This is a genomic window from Haloplanus sp. GDY1 (assembly GCF_023703775.1).
GTDB classification, from domain to species: Archaea; Halobacteriota; Halobacteria; order Halobacteriales; family Haloferacaceae; genus Haloplanus; species Haloplanus halophilus.
The window spans coordinates 213,890-231,572 of sequence record NZ_CP098514.1 but is presented as its reverse complement, the minus strand read 5'-3'; the positions used below and the strand labels follow the sequence as shown (position 1 = coordinate 231,572).

The 17,683-nt window shown below is 70.0% G+C and carries 20 protein-coding genes and 1 tRNA gene; 9 read left to right on the top strand and 12 right to left on the bottom strand.

Annotated features, from left to right (window positions below; all coding sequences use genetic code 11):
* The first annotated feature begins 98 nt into the window (after nucleotides 1-98).
* Nucleotides 99-827 carry a RuvC family protein gene (locus NBT67_RS01250; RefSeq protein ID WP_251343011.1) on the top strand — a complete coding sequence of 243 codons (729 nt, stop codon included), beginning with the start codon at nucleotides 99-101 and terminating at the stop codon, nucleotides 825-827.
* Here NBT67_RS01250 and NBT67_RS01245 read toward each other — a convergent pair.
* Nucleotides 824-1,207, bottom strand: a complete 384-nt coding sequence (locus tag NBT67_RS01245) for a Rid family hydrolase (protein ID WP_251343010.1) — start codon at nucleotides 1,205-1,207, stop codon at nucleotides 824-826. The two genes, NBT67_RS01250 and NBT67_RS01245, sit on opposite strands and share 4 nt — an antisense overlap.
* A 31-nt stretch (nucleotides 1,208-1,238) precedes the next feature.
* Entirely contained in the window at nucleotides 1,239-2,546 is a 1,308-nt protein-coding gene (gene larC, locus NBT67_RS01240) for a nickel pincer cofactor biosynthesis protein LarC (protein ID WP_251343009.1), read from the bottom strand.
* Between the two features lie 186 nt (nucleotides 2,547-2,732).
* Between larC and NBT67_RS01235 the strand changes: the two genes are divergently transcribed.
* A complete protein-coding gene (locus NBT67_RS01235) occupies nucleotides 2,733-4,961 on the top strand; it encodes a CDC48 family AAA ATPase (RefSeq protein WP_251343008.1) in 2,229 nt (742 codons plus the stop codon).
* Nucleotides 4,962-5,202: 241 nt separating this feature from the next.
* Nucleotides 5,203-5,321: transfer RNA gene (locus NBT67_RS01230), tRNA-OTHER, on the top strand.
* A 29-nt stretch (nucleotides 5,322-5,350) separates the two neighbouring features.
* Here NBT67_RS01230 and NBT67_RS01225 read toward each other — a convergent pair.
* Nucleotides 5,351-5,509 carry a DUF7563 family protein gene (locus NBT67_RS01225; protein ID WP_251343007.1) on the bottom strand — a complete coding sequence of 53 codons (159 nt, stop codon included), beginning with the start codon at nucleotides 5,507-5,509 and terminating at the stop codon, nucleotides 5,351-5,353.
* 86 nt (nucleotides 5,510-5,595) lie between these two features.
* On the opposite strand from NBT67_RS01225, the gene NBT67_RS01220 reads away from it, so the two are divergent.
* Nucleotides 5,596-6,135 carry a CBS domain-containing protein gene (locus NBT67_RS01220; RefSeq protein WP_251343006.1) on the top strand — a complete coding sequence of 180 codons (540 nt, stop codon included), beginning with the start codon at nucleotides 5,596-5,598 and terminating at the stop codon, nucleotides 6,133-6,135.
* A 111-nt stretch (nucleotides 6,136-6,246) separates the two neighbouring features.
* On the opposite strand, the gene purM is transcribed toward NBT67_RS01220, so the two are convergent.
* The gene (purM, locus tag NBT67_RS01215; RefSeq protein WP_251343005.1) at nucleotides 6,247-7,218 is read right to left on the bottom strand and encodes a phosphoribosylformylglycinamidine cyclo-ligase; all 972 of its coding nucleotides are present in this window, start codon (nucleotides 7,216-7,218) and stop codon (nucleotides 6,247-6,249) included.
* An 83-nt stretch (nucleotides 7,219-7,301) separates the two neighbouring features.
* Between purM and NBT67_RS01210 the strand changes: the two genes are divergently transcribed.
* Nucleotides 7,302-7,466 carry a hypothetical protein gene (locus tag NBT67_RS01210; protein ID WP_251343004.1) on the top strand — a complete coding sequence of 55 codons (165 nt, stop codon included), beginning with the start codon at nucleotides 7,302-7,304 and terminating at the stop codon, nucleotides 7,464-7,466.
* On the top strand, nucleotides 7,463-8,458 hold the full coding sequence (corA, locus tag NBT67_RS01205) for a magnesium/cobalt transporter CorA (RefSeq protein ID WP_251343003.1): 996 nt from the start codon (nucleotides 7,463-7,465) through the stop codon (nucleotides 8,456-8,458). The genes NBT67_RS01210 and corA overlap by 4 nt, the downstream gene beginning before the upstream one ends.
* Here the strand turns inward: corA and NBT67_RS01200 are convergent, their stop codons facing one another.
* The 7 genes from NBT67_RS01200 to NBT67_RS01170 form a co-directional block, all read right to left on the bottom strand.
* On the bottom strand, nucleotides 8,459-9,202 hold the full coding sequence (locus tag NBT67_RS01200; protein ID WP_251343002.1) for a proteasome assembly chaperone family protein: 744 nt from the start codon (nucleotides 9,200-9,202) through the stop codon (nucleotides 8,459-8,461).
* Nucleotides 9,203-9,245: 43 nt separating this feature from the next.
* Complete coding sequence (locus tag NBT67_RS01195) at nucleotides 9,246-10,655, bottom strand: MATE family efflux transporter (protein WP_251343001.1); 1,410 nt, start codon at nucleotides 10,653-10,655, stop codon at nucleotides 9,246-9,248.
* Entirely contained in the window at nucleotides 10,652-11,245 is a 594-nt protein-coding gene (locus NBT67_RS01190; RefSeq protein WP_251343000.1) for a TetR/AcrR family transcriptional regulator, read from the bottom strand. The genes NBT67_RS01195 and NBT67_RS01190 overlap by 4 nt, the downstream gene beginning before the upstream one ends.
* A gap of 155 nt (nucleotides 11,246-11,400) precedes the next feature.
* Nucleotides 11,401-11,598, bottom strand: a complete 198-nt coding sequence (locus NBT67_RS01185; RefSeq protein ID WP_251342999.1) for a helix-turn-helix transcriptional regulator — start codon at nucleotides 11,596-11,598, stop codon at nucleotides 11,401-11,403.
* A 1-nt stretch (nucleotide 11,599) separates the two neighbouring features.
* The gene (locus tag NBT67_RS01180) at nucleotides 11,600-12,019 is read right to left on the bottom strand and encodes a DUF2178 domain-containing protein (protein WP_484494551.1); all 420 of its coding nucleotides are present in this window, start codon (nucleotides 12,017-12,019) and stop codon (nucleotides 11,600-11,602) included.
* A 186-nt stretch (nucleotides 12,020-12,205) separates the two neighbouring features.
* Nucleotides 12,206-12,835, bottom strand: coding sequence for a zinc metalloprotease (locus tag NBT67_RS01175; RefSeq protein ID WP_251342997.1), 630 nt, complete (start codon nucleotides 12,833-12,835; stop codon nucleotides 12,206-12,208).
* Nucleotides 12,832-14,511, bottom strand: a complete 1,680-nt coding sequence (locus NBT67_RS01170) for a TraB/GumN family protein (protein ID WP_251342996.1) — start codon at nucleotides 14,509-14,511, stop codon at nucleotides 12,832-12,834. Before NBT67_RS01170 ends, NBT67_RS01175 begins: the two co-directional genes overlap by 4 nt.
* A 52-nt stretch (nucleotides 14,512-14,563) precedes the next feature.
* Between NBT67_RS01170 and NBT67_RS01165 the strand changes: the two genes are divergently transcribed.
* The 3 genes from NBT67_RS01165 to NBT67_RS01155 all read left to right on the top strand — a co-directional run bounded on the left by NBT67_RS01165 (nucleotide 14,564) and on the right by NBT67_RS01155 (nucleotide 17,051).
* Complete coding sequence (locus tag NBT67_RS01165) at nucleotides 14,564-15,892, top strand: glycerate kinase type-2 family protein (protein WP_251342995.1); 1,329 nt, start codon at nucleotides 14,564-14,566, stop codon at nucleotides 15,890-15,892.
* 89 nt (nucleotides 15,893-15,981) lie between these two features.
* Nucleotides 15,982-16,281: a DUF7552 domain-containing protein gene (locus NBT67_RS01160; RefSeq protein ID WP_251342994.1), complete on the top strand. Its 300-nt coding sequence runs from the start codon at nucleotides 15,982-15,984 to the stop codon at nucleotides 16,279-16,281.
* Nucleotides 16,278-17,051, top strand: coding sequence for a DUF7260 family protein (locus NBT67_RS01155; RefSeq protein WP_251342993.1), 774 nt, complete (start codon nucleotides 16,278-16,280; stop codon nucleotides 17,049-17,051). The genes NBT67_RS01160 and NBT67_RS01155 overlap by 4 nt, the downstream gene beginning before the upstream one ends.
* A 66-nt stretch (nucleotides 17,052-17,117) precedes the next feature.
* Here the strand turns inward: NBT67_RS01155 and dpsA are convergent, their stop codons facing one another.
* Nucleotides 17,118-17,666, bottom strand: coding sequence for a DNA starvation/stationary phase protection protein DpsA (gene dpsA, locus NBT67_RS01150; protein ID WP_251342992.1), 549 nt, complete (start codon nucleotides 17,664-17,666; stop codon nucleotides 17,118-17,120).
* Nucleotides 17,667-17,683: the final 17 nt, after the last annotated feature.

The window sequence follows — 17,683 nt, the reverse complement described above, 5'->3', positions numbered from 1 at the left end:
ATAAACCCTCGACACCGACCCCAGGCCGATCCCGACGCCGCCGTCGGCCGACGGCTCGGGCACGACACGTTTTACCGCCCCGACGGCGAAGGTGAGCCGTGATCGTCGTCGCCACCGCGGATTTCGAGCTGTACCACGAGGTCGTCGACCGCCTCCGGGAGCGCGGCGTGACGTTCACGACGGTCGAACCCGACGCCGAACTCCCGGACGGCGCGTCGGTCGTCGTCACGGCGCCGGACGACGACCTGGCCGACCGGTCCGCGGCCGACCGGGTCACCGCGACGGCGGACGAGGCCAGACGCGCCGTCGACGAGGCGCTCGCGCTCCTGCGCGGCAGCGAGGGGCGAACGGTGGTCGGCGTCGACCCCGGCACCCGCCCCGGCATCGCCGTCCTCTCCGGCGAGACGGTCGTCGCCGCCTTCCACGTCCCCCTCGCGGACGCCGTCGACGCGGTCCGCCGGGAGGTGGCGGACGCGGTCGACCCCCTCGTTCGGATCGGCGACGGCGCCCGCTTACAGGGCGCTCGCCTCGTCAACGACCTCGACGACGTGCCGGTCGAACTCGTCGACGAGACGGGCACGACCCCCTACCTCGGCACCGGCGCGCGGGGCATGGGCGACGTACTCGCCGCGGTCAACATCGCCCGCCTGGAGGGCGAGCGGATCGACTCCCGGGAGATCGAACCCACGGCCGGCGAACTCCAGCGGATCAAGGATCGCTCCCGCCGCGTCTCGACGGACGACCGCACCATCGACGACGCCCTCGCCCGGCGGGTCGCGGCCGGCGACCTCACCGTCGAGGAGGCGCTGGACGAACACCGCGACTAGAGCCGGGCCGTCGCCTCCACCTCGACCAGCAGTTCCGGCTCGATCAGCCGCTCCACCTGCACCATCGTCGTCGCCGGCCGGGCCGCGTCGAACGCCTCGGCGTGGGCGCGGCCGACCGCCTCCCAGTTCTCGACGTCGGTGACGAACAGCCGGGTCCGGACCACGTCCGCGAGCGACGCGTCGAGCGCCGAGAGCGCCGCGGCGACGTTCTCGATCGCGCGCTCGGTCTGGGCGTAGGGGTCGCCGACGCCGACCACGTCGCCGCCGTCGTCGGTCGCCGTCGTCCCGGAGACGTGAACCTCGTCGCCGACGCGGACCGCCCGCGAGTAGCCCACCGTCGACTCCCACTCGGTTCCCGAGGTGTAGCGTTCGCGCTCCATGACGGGTCGTCGACGGGAACGCCCGAAACGCTTACTCCGGGCGGACCGCCGCCTCGGCCCGCCGCATCACCTCGCGAACCGGAAGGTCGACCTCGCGGGCGACCGCGAGGGCGTCGTCGTACTCCGCGCTCACGTCGTAGGTCGCTCCGTCGGCGTCCGTCGCGACCTTCACCGCGACGTCGTACGCCTCGCCCGCGACGGTCAGCGACGCCGTCTCGAGGGTCCGGTCGGCGACCCAGCGGTGGCCGGCGCTCGCCTCCCGCACCCCGAGGGTCCCCGTCTCCTCGGCGAGGCGGCGGGCCACCCGCTCGGCGTCCGCCGGATCGACGACGACCTTGACGAGGTGGCCCGGCCGCGACTTCTTCATCGTCGTCGGCAGGACGGACACGTCGAGCGCACCGGCCTCGGCGAGCGTCTCCTGGAGGCTCCCCAGCACCTCGGGCGTGGCGTCGTCGAGGTTCGTCTCCAGGACGGCGATGGACTCCCGGCGCAGGCCGCCGGCCCCGTCGCCCACGAGCGCCCGGAGGACGTTCGGGGTGTCCGGAACGTCGGCGTCGCCCGCCCCGTAGCCGACGGCGTCGGCGTCGAGGGTCGGCAGGGAGTCGACGCCGTCGGCGAGTTCGGCGAGGATCGCCGCGCCGGTGGGGGTGAGGAGTTCCCGCTCGACGGGGCCGCCACGGATCGACCAGTCGGCGTCCGCGACGATCTCCGTCACCGCGGGCGCCGGCACCGGGTAGGCGCCGTGACTCATCGACACCGTCCCCCCGCCGACCGCGACGGGCGTGGTCACGACCCGCTCGACGCCGAGGTCCGCGAGGAGGAGACAGACCCCCACGACGTCCGCGATGGCGTCGTCCGCACCCACCTCGTGGAAGGCCGTGTCGTCGAGGTCGGTGCCGTGGACCGCCGCCTCCGCCTCGCCGAGACGGCGAAAGACCGCGAGCGCGTCGCGTTCGACGTCCGACGGAAGGCCCATCCCCTCGACGACGGCGACGACCTCGGGGTAGGTCCTGAGGGGACCGGCCCCCTCGGCGTGAGTGTGGTCGTGGTCGTGGTCGTGACTGTGGTCGTGGTCGTGACTGTGGCCGTGATCGTGACTGTGGTCGTGATCGTGCGCGCGCGTCCTCCCGCGCTCGTCGTCGTCGGCTCCGTCGTCGAGGACCACGTCGACGGTCGTCGCGTCGATGCCGGCCCTGGTCGTCGCCCCGACGACGTAGCGAACGTCGAGTGCGGCCTCGACGGGGTCGAGTGCGGCCGGATCGGCGCCGGCGGCGATCAGGGCCCCGAGGACCATGTCGCCGCTCGCCCCCATGCGACCGTCGAACGCGAGCGTGTGCATACCTCGTCGCTCGGGTTCGACGGGCAAACGGCTTGCGACCGCCGCCGGATCGGCAAGGGTTTGTACCGCCGCGCACGTATGCTACATCATGACACAGTGTGCCGCGAAACCGGCCCCCCGGATCCCGGGTAACAACAAACTTATCCCCCGCCACCGCCCAAACATCACCATCCTCGCGGGTACATCATGAACGAAGTGCAACTCGAAGTGGCGAAAGCGTACCCGAACGACTCGGGACGCGGCATCGCCAGACTGGACCCCGACACGTTGCTCCACCTGAAGCTGTCTCCGGGTGACATCATCGAAATCGAGGGGGCCGACACGACGGCTGCGAAGGTGTGGCGTGCCGACCGACAGGACTGGAACACCGACACCGTCCGGATCGACGGCTTCACGCGGCAGAACGCCGACGTGGGGATCGGCGAGCGCGTCACCATCCGGAAGGCCGAGGCGACGAAGGCCGAGAAACTCGTCCTCGCGCCGCCGGAGGAGGCGAGCGTCCAGTTCGGCTCCGACGCCGCCGGCATGGTCAAGCGACAGATCCTGAAGCGCCCGGTGGTCGAACGCGACATCGTGCCCGTCATGAGCAGCACGAACCACCCGTTCATGCGCTCGCCCGGGCAGGCCATCCCGCTGATCGCCGTCGAGACGGACCCCGACGGGGTCTGTCTGGTCACCGAGGACACGGAGGTCGAACTGCGGGAGGAACCCATCTCCGGGTTCGAGAAGACCGGCGGCGGCATCACCTACGAGGACATCGGCGGCCTGCAAAACGAGATCCAGCGGGTCCGGGAGATGGTCGAACTCCCGATGAAGCACCCGCAGATCTTCAAGAAGTTGGGGATCGAACCCCCGCAGGGCGTCCTCCTCCACGGCCCGCCGGGGACGGGCAAGACCCTGCTCGCGAAGGCCGTCGCCAACGAGACGTCCGCGAGTTTCTTCTCCATCGCGGGCCCCGAGATCATCTCCAAGTACTACGGCGAGTCCGAACAGCAGTTGCGGGAGATCTTCGAGGACGCCAAAGACGAGTCGCCGTCGATCATCTTCATCGACGAACTCGACTCCATCGCGCCCAAACGGGAGGACGTGACCGGCGAGGTAGAGCGCCGGGTCGTCGCCCAACTGCTGACGATGATGGACGGCCTCGAAACGCGGGGCCAGGTCATCGTCATCGCGGCGACGAACCGGGTCGACAGCGTCGATCCCGCCCTGCGCCGGCCGGGTCGCTTCGACCGCGAGATCGAGATCGGCGTCCCCGACGAGGAGGGCCGGAAGGAGATCCTCCAGATCCACACCCGCGGGATGCCGCTCTCGGACGACGTGAGCCTCGATCACCTCGCCGACGAGACCCACGGCTTCGTCGGCGCCGACATCGAGAGCCTCACCAAGGAGGCGGCGATGAAGGCGCTGCGGCGCTACCTCCCCGAGATCGACCTCGACGAGGAGGACATCCCGCCGAGCCTGATCGACCGCATGATCGTCAAGCGCGACGACTTCGGCGGCGCGCTGGGCGAGGTCGAACCCTCCGCCATGCGGGAGGTGCTGGTGGAACTCCCGAAGATCACGTGGGACGACGTGGGTGGGCTGGAGGAGCCGAAACAGAACGTCAAGGAGGCCGTGGAGTGGCCACTCTCCTCGCCCGAGAAGTTCGACCGCATGGGGATCGAACCCCCCAAAGGGGTGCTCCTGTACGGCCCGCCGGGGACGGGCAAGACGCTGATGGCGAAGGCCGTCGCCAACGAGACCAACGCCAACTTCATCAGCGTTCGCGGCCCGCAACTCCTCTCGAAGTGGGTCGGGGAGAGCGAGAAGGCGATCCGGCAGACGTTCCGGAAGGCCCGACAGGTGGCCCCGACGGTCATCTTCTTCGACGAACTCGACTCGCTCGCCCCCTCGCGGGGGAACGAGGTCGGGAACAACGTCTCCGAGCGCGTCGTCAACCAGCTGCTGACCGAACTCGACGGGCTGGAGGAGATGGGCAACGTGATGGTCATCGGCGCGACCAACCGGCCGGACATGATCGATCCCGCGCTCCTCCGCTCGGGGCGGTTCGACCGCCTCGTGTTCATCGGCGAGCCCGAACAGGAGGGTCGCGAGCAGATCCTGAAGATCCACACGCAGCACTCGCCGCTGGCGCCGGACGTGAGCCTTCGCGAGATCGCGGAGATCACCGACGGCTACGTCGGCTCCGACCTGGAGAGCATCGCCCGCGAGGCGGCGATGGTCGCGCTCCGCGAGGACGACGACGCCGAGGAGGTGGAGATGCGCCACTTCCGGCAGGCGATGGAGAACGTCCGCCCCACGATCACCGACGAGATCATGGACTACTACGAGCGCATCGAGGAGCAGTTCAAGGGCGGCGGCGGCGAGAGCTTCGCCGAACGCGGGAGCGGCGGTCGCATCGGCTTCCAGTAGGGTCGCTCCGTGGGGGCACCGGCGCTTTCCCCCTCTCCGGGATCCGGGACGCCACCGCTGCCGACCCGGTGTTCGTCGGCGCCGACGAGACTCCGCTGAAACACGCCGGCGACCGCGACGGCACCGACGTGGGTTCGACCGTCGAGACAGCGGGGGCGACGAACACCGAGTCGGGTCGCGGACGACGGCCCCGGATCCCCCCGGCCGGTGCGTATTAGTGACTCGTCGCCGTAGCGGGGATGGAAGGGTGGCTCAGTGGTAGAGCGCACGCCGTCGGCGGCCCCCCGCGGGTCGGCGACGGGGTTGTCGGCCGTTCAGGTCGGCGCATGGCTTCGCGTGGTTCGATTCCCGCCCCTTCCATCGTAGACGGGAGCGCGGCGACGACGGAGCTAGGAGTTACGGGGAGAGCGGGCATCGCGGACGTCCGCACCGTCACGGACCATATCTTCACAGCGGGGACAGACGCGCGGGTCCTCGACGCCGTTCGGCGTGAACACCCGGGCGTAATCTCGCGTGACGAAGGCACCACAGTTCTGGCACTCGGGCATCGGAGTGAAATCGCGTCAGATTTTACATAAGTCTTGGGGGCCCGTCGGTCGAAAGTAATTTTAATAACCGGTGGTTATTCGGTTTCATGGACCTCCCTACGCCACAGGATCTGCGGGAACGGCGGACGTCGCTGGACCTGACACAGAGTGCGCTCGCGGAGATGGCCGGCGTCTCCCAGCCGTTGATCGCGCGCATCGAGGGCGGGGACGTGGATCCCCGACTCTCGACGCTCAGGCGCATCGTCGACGCCCTCGACGAGGCCGAGGGCAGCGTCGTTCGGGCCGAGGACCTGATGAACGAGGAACTGGTCAGCGTCGCGCCGGACGACTCCGTGGCCGACGCCGAACGGCGGATGGAGGAGGCCGCCTTCTCGCAGTTGCCCGTGTTGCAAAACGGACTTCCCGTCGGATCGATCAGCTTCAGCGACATCCGACACGAGGGGGAGAACGTCGGCCAGAAGGCCGTCGCCGAGATCATGAGCGAGCAGTTCCCCACCGTCTCCCGCGAGGACTCGGTCGACAAGATCAGCAACCTGCTCGACTACTACAAGGCGGTCATCGTGACCGAGAGCGGGGAGGCGGTCGGCATCATCACCGAGGCGGACATCGCGGCCGCACTTTCCTGAGGTTTTTGAGCGGAGGCGGGGCCACGGCGGGACGTGTCCTGACCGCTCGTCCGGGGCCGGTCCGCCGTCGCGTGTCGATCCCGTCCCGGAACCGCCGCCGACACCTGCTCGCTACAGCTCCAGTCCCCGGATCGAGACGCCGTCGCCCGCCTCGACGCGGCCGATCACCCGCCCGTCGACCGCGTCGGCGAGGGACTCGGCGTCGTCCGGATCGAGCGCCGCGACGAAGCCGGTCCCCATGTTGAACGTGCGGTGCATCTCCTCGTCGGAGACGTTGCCGGCCTCCTGGACGAACCCGAAGACCGGCTGCGGATCGAACGGGTCGTCGATCACGTAGCGCGCGTCGCCGAGACGCTCCAGGTTCGTCCACCCGCCGCCGGTGACGTGGGCGGCCGCGTGGACGCCGTGGTCCCGCATCGGGTCGAGGAGGTCCGTGTAGATCCGCGTCGGTTCGAGCAAGGCGTCGCCGAGGCGGTCGTAGTCGCCGAACGGACAGGGATCGGTGTACGCGCCCCGGCGCGTGACGGCCCGACGTGCCAGGGTGAGGCCGTTGGAGTGGATGCCCGACGAGGGGACGCCGACGAGGGCGTCGCCGACCTCGGCGCTCCCCGGAAAGATCCCCTCCTTGGCCGCGAGGCCGGCACACGTTCCCGCGAGGTCGAGGCCGGAGACGACCTCCGGCATCACCGCCGTCTCGCCGCCGACGAGTTCGATCCCCGCCCGGTCGGCGCCCGCCGCCAGCCCCTCGCCCACCTGCTCGGCGAAGCGCTCGTCGGGTTCGTCGACAGCGAGGTAGTCGACGAACGCGACCGGCCGGACCCCGGCAGCGACGAGGTCGTTCGCGTTCATGGCGATGCAGTCGATGCCCACGGTTGAGTAATCGGAGAGCGCCTCGGCGACGAGGAGCTTCGTCCCGACGCCGTCGGTGGCCAGCCCCAGATACCGGTCGCCGATGTCGAGCAGGCCCGCGTAGTCGCCCTCGCTCTCGCCGACGGCGCCGACGAGGGCGGCCGTGGCCGCCTCGCTCTCGGCGATGTCGACGCCCGCCGCCGCGTACGTGAGTTCCTCGTCGTCGTCGCTCATGCGCCAGACCCCGTGGGCCGACGGCAAAAGCACACCGCTTGCGGCGGCCGACCTATTTGGTGGTCGCCGTCCGAGGGAGAGCCATGGATCGAACGTTTCCCGCCGGCGCCGTGCTGTCGGTCGCCGGCATCTGTGGATACCTGACGGGAGTGGTCGTCGCCTACCCGGGGCGGGCCTTCTCGCTCACCGCGATCATGGTCGGCATCACGCTCGCGGCCATCGGCGACCGGCGGGAGGCGGACGGATGACCGTCCGGGCGGTGATCTACGACCGGGGGATCGTCGAGACCCGCGGGGGAACGGACGCCGACTCGCTTCACGAGGCGCGGACCGCGACGGGAACGACGTGGGTCCGCGTCTCGGCGCCGACCGACGACGAGCTCGACCGGGTGAGCGCCGCCTTCGACCTCCACCCCCTCGAAATCGAGGACGTGCGGAGCGACGTCGGTCCCAAAGTCGAGGTGTTCCCCGACCACACGTTCGTCCTCGTCAAGACGGCCCGCCTGCGCGGCGGCGAGACGACGTTCGAGGAGGAGATCCGCGACCAGCCCGTTGGCCTGTTTTTCGGCCACGACTGGATCGTCACGGTGGCCGCCGAGGAGACGGCGGCCGTCGGGGCGGTCTGGGACCGGGTGAACCGCGAGGAGCCGCGGCTGCTCGAACGCGACGCCGACTTCACCGCCTACCGGGTGCTCGACGCCATCGTCGACGAGTACTTCGGCATCCTCGACGAGATCGGGCGCGACATCGAAGCCGTCGAGGATCGCATCATCGACGACCCCGACACGGAGACCCTGGAGATCCTCAACAGCCTCCGGCGCGAACTGCTCTCGATCCGGCGGATCGTCTGGCCGACCCGCGACGCGGTGAGCGTGCTGGCGCGCGGCGACGCCGACCACGTCCGGGAGTCGACGGAGAAGTACTTCCGCGACGTGTACGACCACCTCGTCCAGCACGTCGAACTCGTCGAGACCTACCGGGACCTGGCGAGCGGCGCACGCGACATCTACCTCAACACGCTCTCGCAGTCGACCAACGAGGTGATGAAGCGCCTGACCGTCGTCGCGACGATCATCCTCCCGCTGACGTTCGTGGTCGGCGTCTACGGCATGAACTTCGGCGGCGGGCCGTACAACATGCCCGAACTCGGCTGGCGCTTCGGCTACCCGGCGGTGTTGCTGGGGATGGCGCTCACGTCGGGGATCATGCTCCAGTACTTCCGGTCCGAGGGCTGGCTGTGATCACATGTACATCCGATCCTCGGGGATCTGCCGCTCGTCGACGTCGGCGAGGCGGGCGGCGAGGTCCTGGTAGTACTGCTCGACGGTGTGAGCGAACTCCTCCAGCGGGGCGGCGTCGACGCCGAGGTCGTAGACGCGGTCGAAGGCCTCGATGAGACGGATCGCGGCGGGGACGTCGGGCACCTGGGCGTGGACGGGCGTGATGAACACGGCCGTCCGGAGGTTGGACTCGATGCCGCGGTACATGAGCGCGCCGTTGACGCCGTCGAGAAAGCCCTTGCCCATCGGTTCGATACCGGCGTCGGCGAGCCGTCGCTCGCGGTAGTCCTCCGAAGCGACGTAGAAGGTGTCGTGAGCGTCGGGGCCGTGCGCGTAGGGAATTCCCGAGAGCACCACGATTTCGGTCACGCCGTGTTCGTCGGTCCAGTCCAGCAGCGCCTCCGCGAAGGGGTCGGCGGCGGGCGTCGGCAGAAACAGTTCGTTGACGAAGACGGTCAGATCGAGGTCGGGCCGGGAGAAAAACCGCGAGTGGTGACGCGGCTGACCGTTCTCGAAGGGGGTGATCGAGGGCAACGAGTCGGCGGTGACGTGACCCGTCTCCTCGAGTTCGAGGTGCTCGACGAGGTAATCCGCGGCGGTCAGGCCGGCGAGGCCGAACGCGGAGAAGCCGGCGACGACCGTCGTCGACGGTGCTGTGCGGTCGGAGATGTGAAAGGAGTGATCGTGTGGTGTCCCATCTGACATGTACGGGTCGTACGGCGGAGTCGCACTTAGACGTTACCGGCGGTCAGTCGTCGGCGGGATCGTCGACGAACTCGACGGCCGGGCCGCGGGCGTCACCGGAGCGCCAGGTTCCCCGTCGGAACCAGACGTAGGCGATGACCGCGCCGACGACGTTCGAGATGAGGAAGGACACCCAGATGCCCGGCGGACCCATGAACCGGGAGGCGACCCAGGCGATAGGGAGACGGACCCCGCCGAGCATCGTCACCGCGATGGCGGCGGCGGTGAGCGTCCGGCCCGCTCCGCGGAAGCCCCCGTTGTACGACCGCATGATGCCGATGAATCCGAAGGAGGGAGCGACGTAGCGGAGGAACGTGGCACCCACCTCGATCACGGCGTCGTCGTCCGTGAAGAGCGCGACGATGGGGTCGGCGAAGAGGAAGGTGATCACGCCCGCGACGGCGAGGACGACGAACGTCGTCCGCGCGGCGACGCGGGCGGTCAGGGCCGCGCGGTCCGGCTTACCGGCGCCGATGTTCTGTCCGGACATGGTCTCGACGCCGCGGGAGACGGCGATGGCGGGCAGGAAGATGACCGAGAAGACCCGGACGCCGATGCCGAACGCCGCCACGACGGGCGTGGAGAAGGTGCCGACGATGAACATGAGCAGGTTGATGGCGACGGCCTGTCCGGTGCCCTCGACGGAGGCGGGGACGCCGATCCGAACCAGTCGCCGGCCGTACCCGAGGTCGGGGACGACGTTCCGGAGCCGGATCCGGACGCCGCGCCGGCCGGTGAGCATGATCCACAGGCCGACGACGAGCGCCAGCCCCCGGGAGAAGACGGTGGCGATGGCCGCCCCCTCGATGCCCCACTGCGGGAACGGCCCCCATCCGAAGATGAGGATCGGGTCGAGGACGACGTTGAGCGCGACGGAGCCGAGCATGACCAGCATCGGGGTGATGGTGTCGCCGTACCCCCGCATGAGCGAGATGAAGACGAAGAAGCCGAACATGAAGAAGATGCCCAGCGAGATGATCTCCATGTAGCCGGTGGCGAGGCGCAACACGTCGGGGGCGGGACCGAGGAGGGCGAGGACGTCGCCGACGAAGACGTAGGCGACGGCACCGAGGAGGAGGGAGGCGACGCCGGCGAACCCGACGGTCTGGGAGGCGGCGTACTCGGCTTCGCGCTCCTCGCCCGCGCCGGTGTACTGCGCGACGAGGATGCTCCCCGCCACGGCCAGCCCCATCCCGAGCGAGATGATGAGAAAGACCATCGGGAAGGCGAAACTGATCGCGGCGAGGGCGTCCGTGCTGTACTGCCCGATCCAGAAGGTGTCGGCGAGGTTGTAGGCCGTCTGGAGCAGGTTCGTGACGACGATGGGGAGGGAGAGATAGAGGAGCGGCCAGCCAACGTCGCCGTCGGTCAGGTCGAACTCCTCGCGGGACTTGAACAGGTCGCGAAGGTTCATCGGTCGGCCTCCAGGGAGTCCGCGACGAAGTCGTCGATGGCCGCGCGGACGCCGTCGTCGGCGCCGAGGGCGACCCGGCGGGAGTGGGCCCCGTTGACGAGGGTCACGAGGAGCGTCGCCGCAGTCTCCGGGTCGGCGTCGGTGCGGAAGGCCCCGGCGTCGACGCCCTCGGCGACGAGGCGGCGAATCTCGTCGGCGAGGTGGGTGTCGAAACGCTCCAGTCGCTCGCGAAACGCCTCGTCGTGGGGAGCCTGGGCTTTCACCTCGAACAGCGCCGTGCGGAGTTCGCGGTGCGCGTCCGTCCGCGGCGGGTCGAGGGCGGCGTCGATCAGCGCGTCGAGACGGGCACGCGGCGAGCCCTCCTCGGGGGCCGCGACGCGGTCCGTGTAGGCGTCGTAGAGGTGGTCGAGGAAGGCGAGCAGGAGGCCGCGCTTCGTGTCGTAGTGGTAGTGGAGGGCGGGCTTGCTCTTCGACCACTCGTCGGCGATGTCCTGCATCGTCAGGTCGGCGTACCCGTGGCGACAGAGGGCTCGATAGGTCGCACACATGATGTCGTCGGTCGGTTCGGGGACCGGGTCGTCGCCGCTCACAGCATAACTGACCGGTCAGTCAGCAAAAGGCTTCGGAAACGGGACCGGAGCCGGGTCGGCAGCCGTCGGCGGGTGCCGACGCGTGAGGGAGCCGCCCGGATAGCCCGCCGACCGCCGCGAGAGCCACGCGAGACGCGGTTCGTCGCCGCGGCGGTTCAGTCGAGCGAAGGGTCGAAGATGTCCTCGATGTGGCAGTCGAAGTACGCCGCGAGTTCGAACGCGAGTTCCAGCGACGGGTCGTACCGGTCGCGCTCGATGGCGTTGATCGTCTGCCGGGTGACGTCGACGGCGTCCGCGAGTTCCCCCTGACTCAACCCCTCGTCCGCACGCCGGGTCGAAAGATCGTTCCGCATGCTAGGCGCCCCGCTGTACGAGTCCAAAGCAGAACCCGTACAGGAGAAACAGAGCGGAGGCGACCAGTATCCCGCCACCGGCCGCTCCCGTGAGTTCGACGTACCCGCCGGCATCGAGAACGTAGAGCGGCGGCACGATGCCGATGCCGAGTGCCATGGTGATCCCCATCGCCAGACCACTCGCACGGTTGTGCAACTCGTAGTCCCGTTCGTCCTGAAGCCGGCTGTCGCTCACTCGCGGGGCCGCGAAGGCGATACCGCCGCCGATCCACGCGCCGAGCAGGTAGACGACCGTTCCGGCGAGGTATCGGTCGATCACCATCCCGACGAGCAAGCCGAGGATCCCGACCCCGATCACACCGTAGACGACTCGTCTGTACGTTCGGCGGGAAAATCCCGTATCAGTGTTCGTCGCGGACATGTGTAAAGTACCTTTTACAGTAAAACGTACTTTACACCCGATGTTAAGCGTTCCGCCTCGTCGGTCGGGCGGGACGCCCCACACGAAGGCGTCGCCGTCGGTCCGGCAGGGACGAGACCCGCGGCCGGCACGCTCGTCGAAACACCGTTCGTTCGGGGGCGTGGAGTCCGCGCGCGCCGCCGGGGGTCAGAACCCGATGCCCAGCACGAACACCACGAACACGGCGGCCGCGGCGGCGGGGAGGAAGGTGAGCGCGAAGACGCCCTTGCTCCAGTCGAGGACGGTGCGGCCGTCGAGCCCCCCGAAGGGGACGAGGTTGAACGCCGCCAGGAAGAGGTTGATGGCGACGCCGCGGGCGCCGAGCAGCGAGAGGAGCGGCGACCCGGCGAGGAGGCCGGCGACGTAGACGGGCGCGAAGACGAGGGCGAGGAGGCCGTTCGTGACGGGGCCGGCGAGGGCGATGAGCCCGTGTTCGCGCGCGGTGAGCCGGCCACGGTGGTGGACGGCGCCGGGCGCGGCGAAGAGGAAGCCGACGAGCGCGCTCATCACGGCCAGAAAGAGCATCCCGTAGTCGGCACGGAACTCGGCGATCTGATCGAACCGGACCGCGACGACCTTGTGTGCGAGCTCGTGGAGGAGGAAGCCGAAGCCGGCGGTGACCAGCGAGACGAGCAGCGGCCCGACCACCCCCTGATCGAGCAGCATCGAGACGGCGCGGCTCCCGCCGCCGGCGAAGAAGATGGCGAAGGCGACGCCGAGGACGACCCACGCGACGGTCAGGTCGCGGAGCTCGTGGGAGCTGAACCGCAGGTTCACGAGACGGTCCTCCAGAGGAGTTCGGCGCTGTTGCGCGCGCCCTCGACCATCAGCCGCGTGACCCCGTCGATGCCGCCGATCTCGGTCGCGAACAGCGGCAGGACGTAGACGGCAAAGAGGAGGCTGGCGATCATGCTGCCGACGTTCGTCATGGCGACGATCATGATGAGCCTGAACAGGGGGACCTCGAACATCTCGCCGACGAGCTGGCGGATCGGCTTCTCCTCGTCGCTGAGGAGTTCGTTCAGCCGGCCGATGTCGGCGACGTTGACGGGGGTGTGACGGAGTTCGACGTAGCCGGTGAACCACCCCGGCGCGAGCAGGGGGTTGACCGAGGTCATCCAGGCCACGAGGCCGCCGACGGCCGTCGACGACCACCGGGCGCCGGCGAGTCTGGCGAGGCCGGCCGCGAAGACGCCGTTGACGACGAACCACGCGGCAAAGAGACGCAGGAGAAAGCCGTCGCGAACCCCCGCCATGGCCAGCAGGACGAAGAAGGCGACGAAGCCGACGGAGACGAGGACGCCCGCGGCCTTCAGCCACGGCACGCCGCCGCCGGAGTCGGTGCCGACGAGGGACTCCCAGGGTGGGAGCGTCTCGGGGGCGTCGAGGTAGGTCTCGATCCCCTCGCGGTGGCCGGCGCCGACGATCGCCACCACGTCCTTCCCCGCGTCCCGCAGGGAGACGAGTTCGTGAGCGATGTAGGCGTCGCGCTCGTCGATGAGCGCGCGGGCGCCGGCGGGGCTGAAGGAGCGGAACTCCTCCATCATGACGCTCACCACGTCGGCGTCGGTGAGTTCCTCGACGTCGAAGTCGTCGAGGTCGTCGGACTCGGCGGCGCCGTAGCCGGCGCGGTCGGCGAGAACGCCCGCGAGCAGGCCGACGGACACGCCGCCGAGGAGGCCCAGGGTGAGGCTCCCGACGACGCGGGGGAGGAGGGAGCCGAAGGAGGCGACGACCCCGTCCGCGAGTCCGAGACCGACGCCGCCGATCAGGCCCGCGGCGGCGCCGCTGCCGGCGGCCGCGACGAGCGCCTCGTCGGGGCCGAGGGCGACGTCGGCGAGGGTGTGGACGACGAGGCCGACGACGACGGCGATCAGGACGCCCCCCGTGATCCGCGAGAGGAGGGGCGCCGAGACGCCGAGCGAGGGGCCGAACAGGCCGAGCAGCGGGCCGGCGATCACGCCGGCGAAGACGCCGAGCGCGAGGCCGATCCCGCGGGCGTCCGTCACGCCGAAGGCGAGGCCGCCGACGAGGCGCAGTTTTTCGAGGACGCCCATCCGCGCCCAGAACCGCTGGATCGTCGTCTGGATGTCCCGGTCGACCAGGGCCACGTCGATGCCGAGTTCCTCGGCGGTGTCGACGGCGGCCATCATGTCCGCGCCGGGTTCGATGTCGAACCGCTCGCCGAGTCGCGACTGGACGTAGGAAAGCATCCAGTAGGCGAGAAACTGGAAGACGGTGTTGCCACGCAGGAGGTCGCCGGGTTCGATGTCGTCGGGCGTTTCGCCCTGCATCTGGCGGTAGCGGCCCTCGTCGAGTTCCACCGCGACCACGTCCGGCCGCTCGGCCTCGATGGTCTCCTCGACCTCGCGGACGCTGTCGGCCGAGACGTGAGCCGTGCCGACGACGCGAACGCGGCCCTCCCGGCCGGTCGACGTCCCGTGGTCGCTCATTACCGGCCGCTACTGGGGCACGCTTTTTACCCTTGTCGGAGAGAGGCGGAGTATGGTCTCCATAGAGAACGAAGCCGCGCTGGCATCGACCGGCGGCCGAGAGACGGCGCTCGCCTGTATCCGCGCCGGCATCGAGGCCGCCAGACCCGAACGCGTCGTCGCCGAATCCGTCCACGTCGACGAGGAGGAACGACTCCGCGTCGGCGAGGCGACCTACGACCTGTCCGGGGTGGACCGCATCGTCGTCGTGGGCGGCGGCAAGGCGGCCGACGGCGTCGCGGCGGCGCTGGAGGACGTCCTCGGCGACCGGATCGACGCCGGCGCCATCGTCACGCCCGACGCCGGCGACGACGGCCGGATCGAGCGGTGGCACGGCGAACACCCCGTCCCCAGTCAGGAGGGCGTCGAGGGGACCGACCGCATCCTCGATCTCATCACCGAGACGGACGACCGGACCCTGGTGCTGGCGATCATCACCGGCGGCGCGAGCGCGCTCCTCCCCTCACCGGCGGAGGGCATCTCGCTCGACGACCTCCAGACGACCACCGACGCGCTCCTCAACGCGGGCGCCGAGATCGGCGACCTCAACGCGGTGCGCAAACACCTCTCGACGATCAAGGGCGGCGGCCTCGTCGAACTCGCGGCGCCCGCCCGCGTGGTCGGCCTCGTGTTCAGCGACGTGGTCGGCAACGACCTGAGCGTGATCGCCAGCGGACCGACGGCACCGGACGAGTCGACCTACCAGGACGCCCTCGACGTCCTGAAACGCTACGACGTCGACCCGCCGGCGCCGGTTCGCGACCGACTGGAACAGGGGGCGGCCGGCAACCTGCCCGAGACGCCGCGGACGGACGACCCCGTCTTCGACCGGGTGCGGAACCACGTCATCGCGGACGCCTTCACGGCGATGGACGCCGCCCGCGAAGTGGCCGAGGATCGGGGGTACGACACCTGCATCCTCTCCTCGTCGGTGCGGGGCGAGGCCCGCGAGGCGGCACTGACCCACGTCGCCGTCGCGGAGGAGATCGGCGCGACGGGCAACCCCGCCGAGGCGCCGGTGGTCGTCCTCTCGGGAGGCGAGGCCACCGCCACCGTCCGCGGCGACGGCGTCGGCGGGCCGAACGCCGACTTCGCGCTGGCGGCCGCCGTCGAACTCCCCGAGTCGACGACGCTCGCCTGCGTCGACACCGACGGCCACGACGGCAGCAGCGACTTCGCGGGCGCCATCGTCGACGCCGACACCGTCGACGACGTCCGGGCCGCGCGCCGGGCGCTCGCGAACAGCAACGCCTACGGCTTCCTCGGGGGGCGCGGAGCGGTCCTCAGCACCGGCGCGACGGGCACGAACGTCAACGACATCCGCGTCATGGTCGTCGAGTAGTCGGGCCGACGAAACGCTTATCATGTTTTAGGTTAGCCTAAACCATATGGTCGAGGCGTGTCCCGGCGTACCGAACCGGAGGGAGGACCGTGGCGCTCCGTGAGACGCGGTGTCGAATCGAGGCGCTGGCCGAGGGCGGTCGCTACCGCGTGGCGTCGGCCCGCACCGGCGAGGAGCCGGTCCCGGTCGTCGGACTGCGGTATCCCGACCGCGAGACGGCCGCGCGGGCCGCACGGCTGACCCGCGCGTACCGCGCGGCGCTGCGGCGGTGGGATCCCGCGTTGGCGTGGGTCGAGCCGGTCGTCCACGAGTGTCGGCCGACCGACGAGGGCGAGCGGTCGACCGCGGGGACCAGACGGGAGGCGGCGTCGACGGGGGGCGAGCCGTGACCGTCGAGACGCACGTCCCGGCGGCCAGGGAGCGCGTCGCGGACGAGCGCGAGGCGGTGCGGGCGAAACTGGCCGCCTACGACGACTTCGTCGACCGGGTTCGCGACGTGTCGACCGGCGGGACCGGCGGCGAGGCGCCGAGTTCGGTCGGGACGACGCTCGCGGCGACGACGCGCCAGCGAGGCGGGTGTGCGGCCGTCCGCGAGGCGTTCGACACGACGGTTCGGGGGGTGGACGGCGTCGACGACGACGAGTCCGTCTTCGAGACGCTGGCTGCCGAACTCGGCGAGGAGATCGCGGTGGCGCTGGCGCCGACGACGGGGTCCGCGCTCACCCCCCAGTACAGGGAGCAGGTGATCGAGGCGGCGACCGATCGACGGTGGCAGCTCCGGACGATGGCGACGGCGCTGGAGCGCGAGGCCGCGGCGCTCGACGCCGCGAGCGAGGCGTTCGCGGCGCTCCGCGAGTGGTTGATCGAGGCCGACGAGACGCCGCTGACGGCGCTCGGGTTCGACGACCTGCGGGAGCGACACGCCCGCCTCGGCGACCACATCGACCGGTGTGAGGCCCAGGCCCGGGAGCGACAGGCGTTTCTCGACGGATCGACGAGCGAACACGCGAAGGTCGGCCTCGGCCACCGCTGTCTCGTTTCCTTCCTCTACAGTGACCTTCCGGTCGAGTACCCGGTTCTGGACGGCGTGGCGACGGCGGTGGCGACCTGCAAGCGGTGTCGGCGCAACGTGCGGGCACAGCTCACCCGGTGTGCGTAACCGACACCGACGAAGAGAATCGAGAACGGAACGGCCGGTCGCCGTCCGTCAGCAGGGGCGCCGATCTCAGTTCGTGGCCGAATCGAGGACGAGCGTGTCGTCTTCGAGGTAGTGTTCGAGGTGGTGGGCGTGTTCCTCCATCTCCACGAGCTGCTCGCGGAGCATCTCGGCGGTGGCGTGGTCGCCGAAGCCCTCGGCGAGTTCCACGTGTTCGCGCACCGTCTCGATGATGTCGCCGTACATCTCCATGTCGTGCCGGAGCGAGGTCCGGATGTCGTAGACGTCGTCGTCCTCGGGCTCGACGGGCGCGTTCTCCTCCAGCCGCTTGCCGCCGGCGAGCGGGACGCCGCCGAGCGCCTGGGCTCGCTCCGCGAGTTCGTCCGCCGCTTCCTCGGCGTCCTCGGCGGCCTCGCCGAGGTACTCGTGGATGTCGAGGAACTCCGCGCCCTCGACGTTCCAGTGGTGCTTTTTCAGCTGGTGGTAGAGGACGTACGTCGCCGCGAGGTCGGTGTTGAGCGCCTCGACGAGCTGTTCGACCTTCTCCTGTTCGAGGCGGAGCGCTTCGCTGGCTTCGACCGAATCGGCCTGCCGTCGGACGGATTCTTGCGTGTTCATCGCGGTTTCGCGTAGGG

What these genes read in the sequence shown, in the direction of transcription:
- NBT67_RS01245 (WP_251343010.1), bottom strand. Translation starts at nt 1,207, where the DNA reads ATGGAGCGCGAACGCTACACCTCGGGAACCGAGTGGGAGTCGACGGTG.
- larC (WP_251343009.1), bottom strand. Translation starts at nt 2,546, where the DNA reads ATGCACACGCTCGCGTTCGACGGTCGCATGGGGGCGAGCGGCGACATG.
- NBT67_RS01235 (WP_251343008.1), top strand. Translation starts at nt 2,733, where the DNA reads ATGAACGAAGTGCAACTCGAAGTGGCGAAAGCGTACCCGAACGACTCG.
- NBT67_RS01225 (WP_251343007.1), bottom strand. Translation starts at nt 5,509, where the DNA reads ATGCCCGAGTGCCAGAACTGTGGTGCCTTCGTCACGCGAGATTACGCC.
- NBT67_RS01220 (WP_251343006.1), top strand. Translation starts at nt 5,596, where the DNA reads ATGGACCTCCCTACGCCACAGGATCTGCGGGAACGGCGGACGTCGCTG.
- purM (WP_251343005.1), bottom strand. Translation starts at nt 7,218, where the DNA reads ATGAGCGACGACGACGAGGAACTCACGTACGCGGCGGCGGGCGTCGAC.
- NBT67_RS01210 (WP_251343004.1), top strand. Translation starts at nt 7,302, where the DNA reads ATGGATCGAACGTTTCCCGCCGGCGCCGTGCTGTCGGTCGCCGGCATC.
- corA (WP_251343003.1), top strand. Translation starts at nt 7,463, where the DNA reads ATGACCGTCCGGGCGGTGATCTACGACCGGGGGATCGTCGAGACCCGC.
- NBT67_RS01200 (WP_251343002.1), bottom strand. Translation starts at nt 9,202, where the DNA reads ATGTCAGATGGGACACCACACGATCACTCCTTTCACATCTCCGACCGC.
- NBT67_RS01195 (WP_251343001.1), bottom strand. Translation starts at nt 10,655, where the DNA reads ATGAACCTTCGCGACCTGTTCAAGTCCCGCGAGGAGTTCGACCTGACC.
- NBT67_RS01185 (WP_251342999.1), bottom strand. Translation starts at nt 11,598, where the DNA reads ATGCGGAACGATCTTTCGACCCGGCGTGCGGACGAGGGGTTGAGTCAG.
- NBT67_RS01180 (WP_484494551.1), bottom strand. Translation starts at nt 12,019, where the DNA reads ATGTCCGCGACGAACACTGATACGGGATTTTCCCGCCGAACGTACAGA.
- NBT67_RS01170 (WP_251342996.1), bottom strand. Translation starts at nt 14,511, where the DNA reads ATGAGCGACCACGGGACGTCGACCGGCCGGGAGGGCCGCGTTCGCGTC.
- NBT67_RS01165 (WP_251342995.1), top strand. Translation starts at nt 14,564, where the DNA reads ATGGTCTCCATAGAGAACGAAGCCGCGCTGGCATCGACCGGCGGCCGA.
- dpsA (WP_251342992.1), bottom strand. Translation starts at nt 17,666, where the DNA reads ATGAACACGCAAGAATCCGTCCGACGGCAGGCCGATTCGGTCGAAGCC.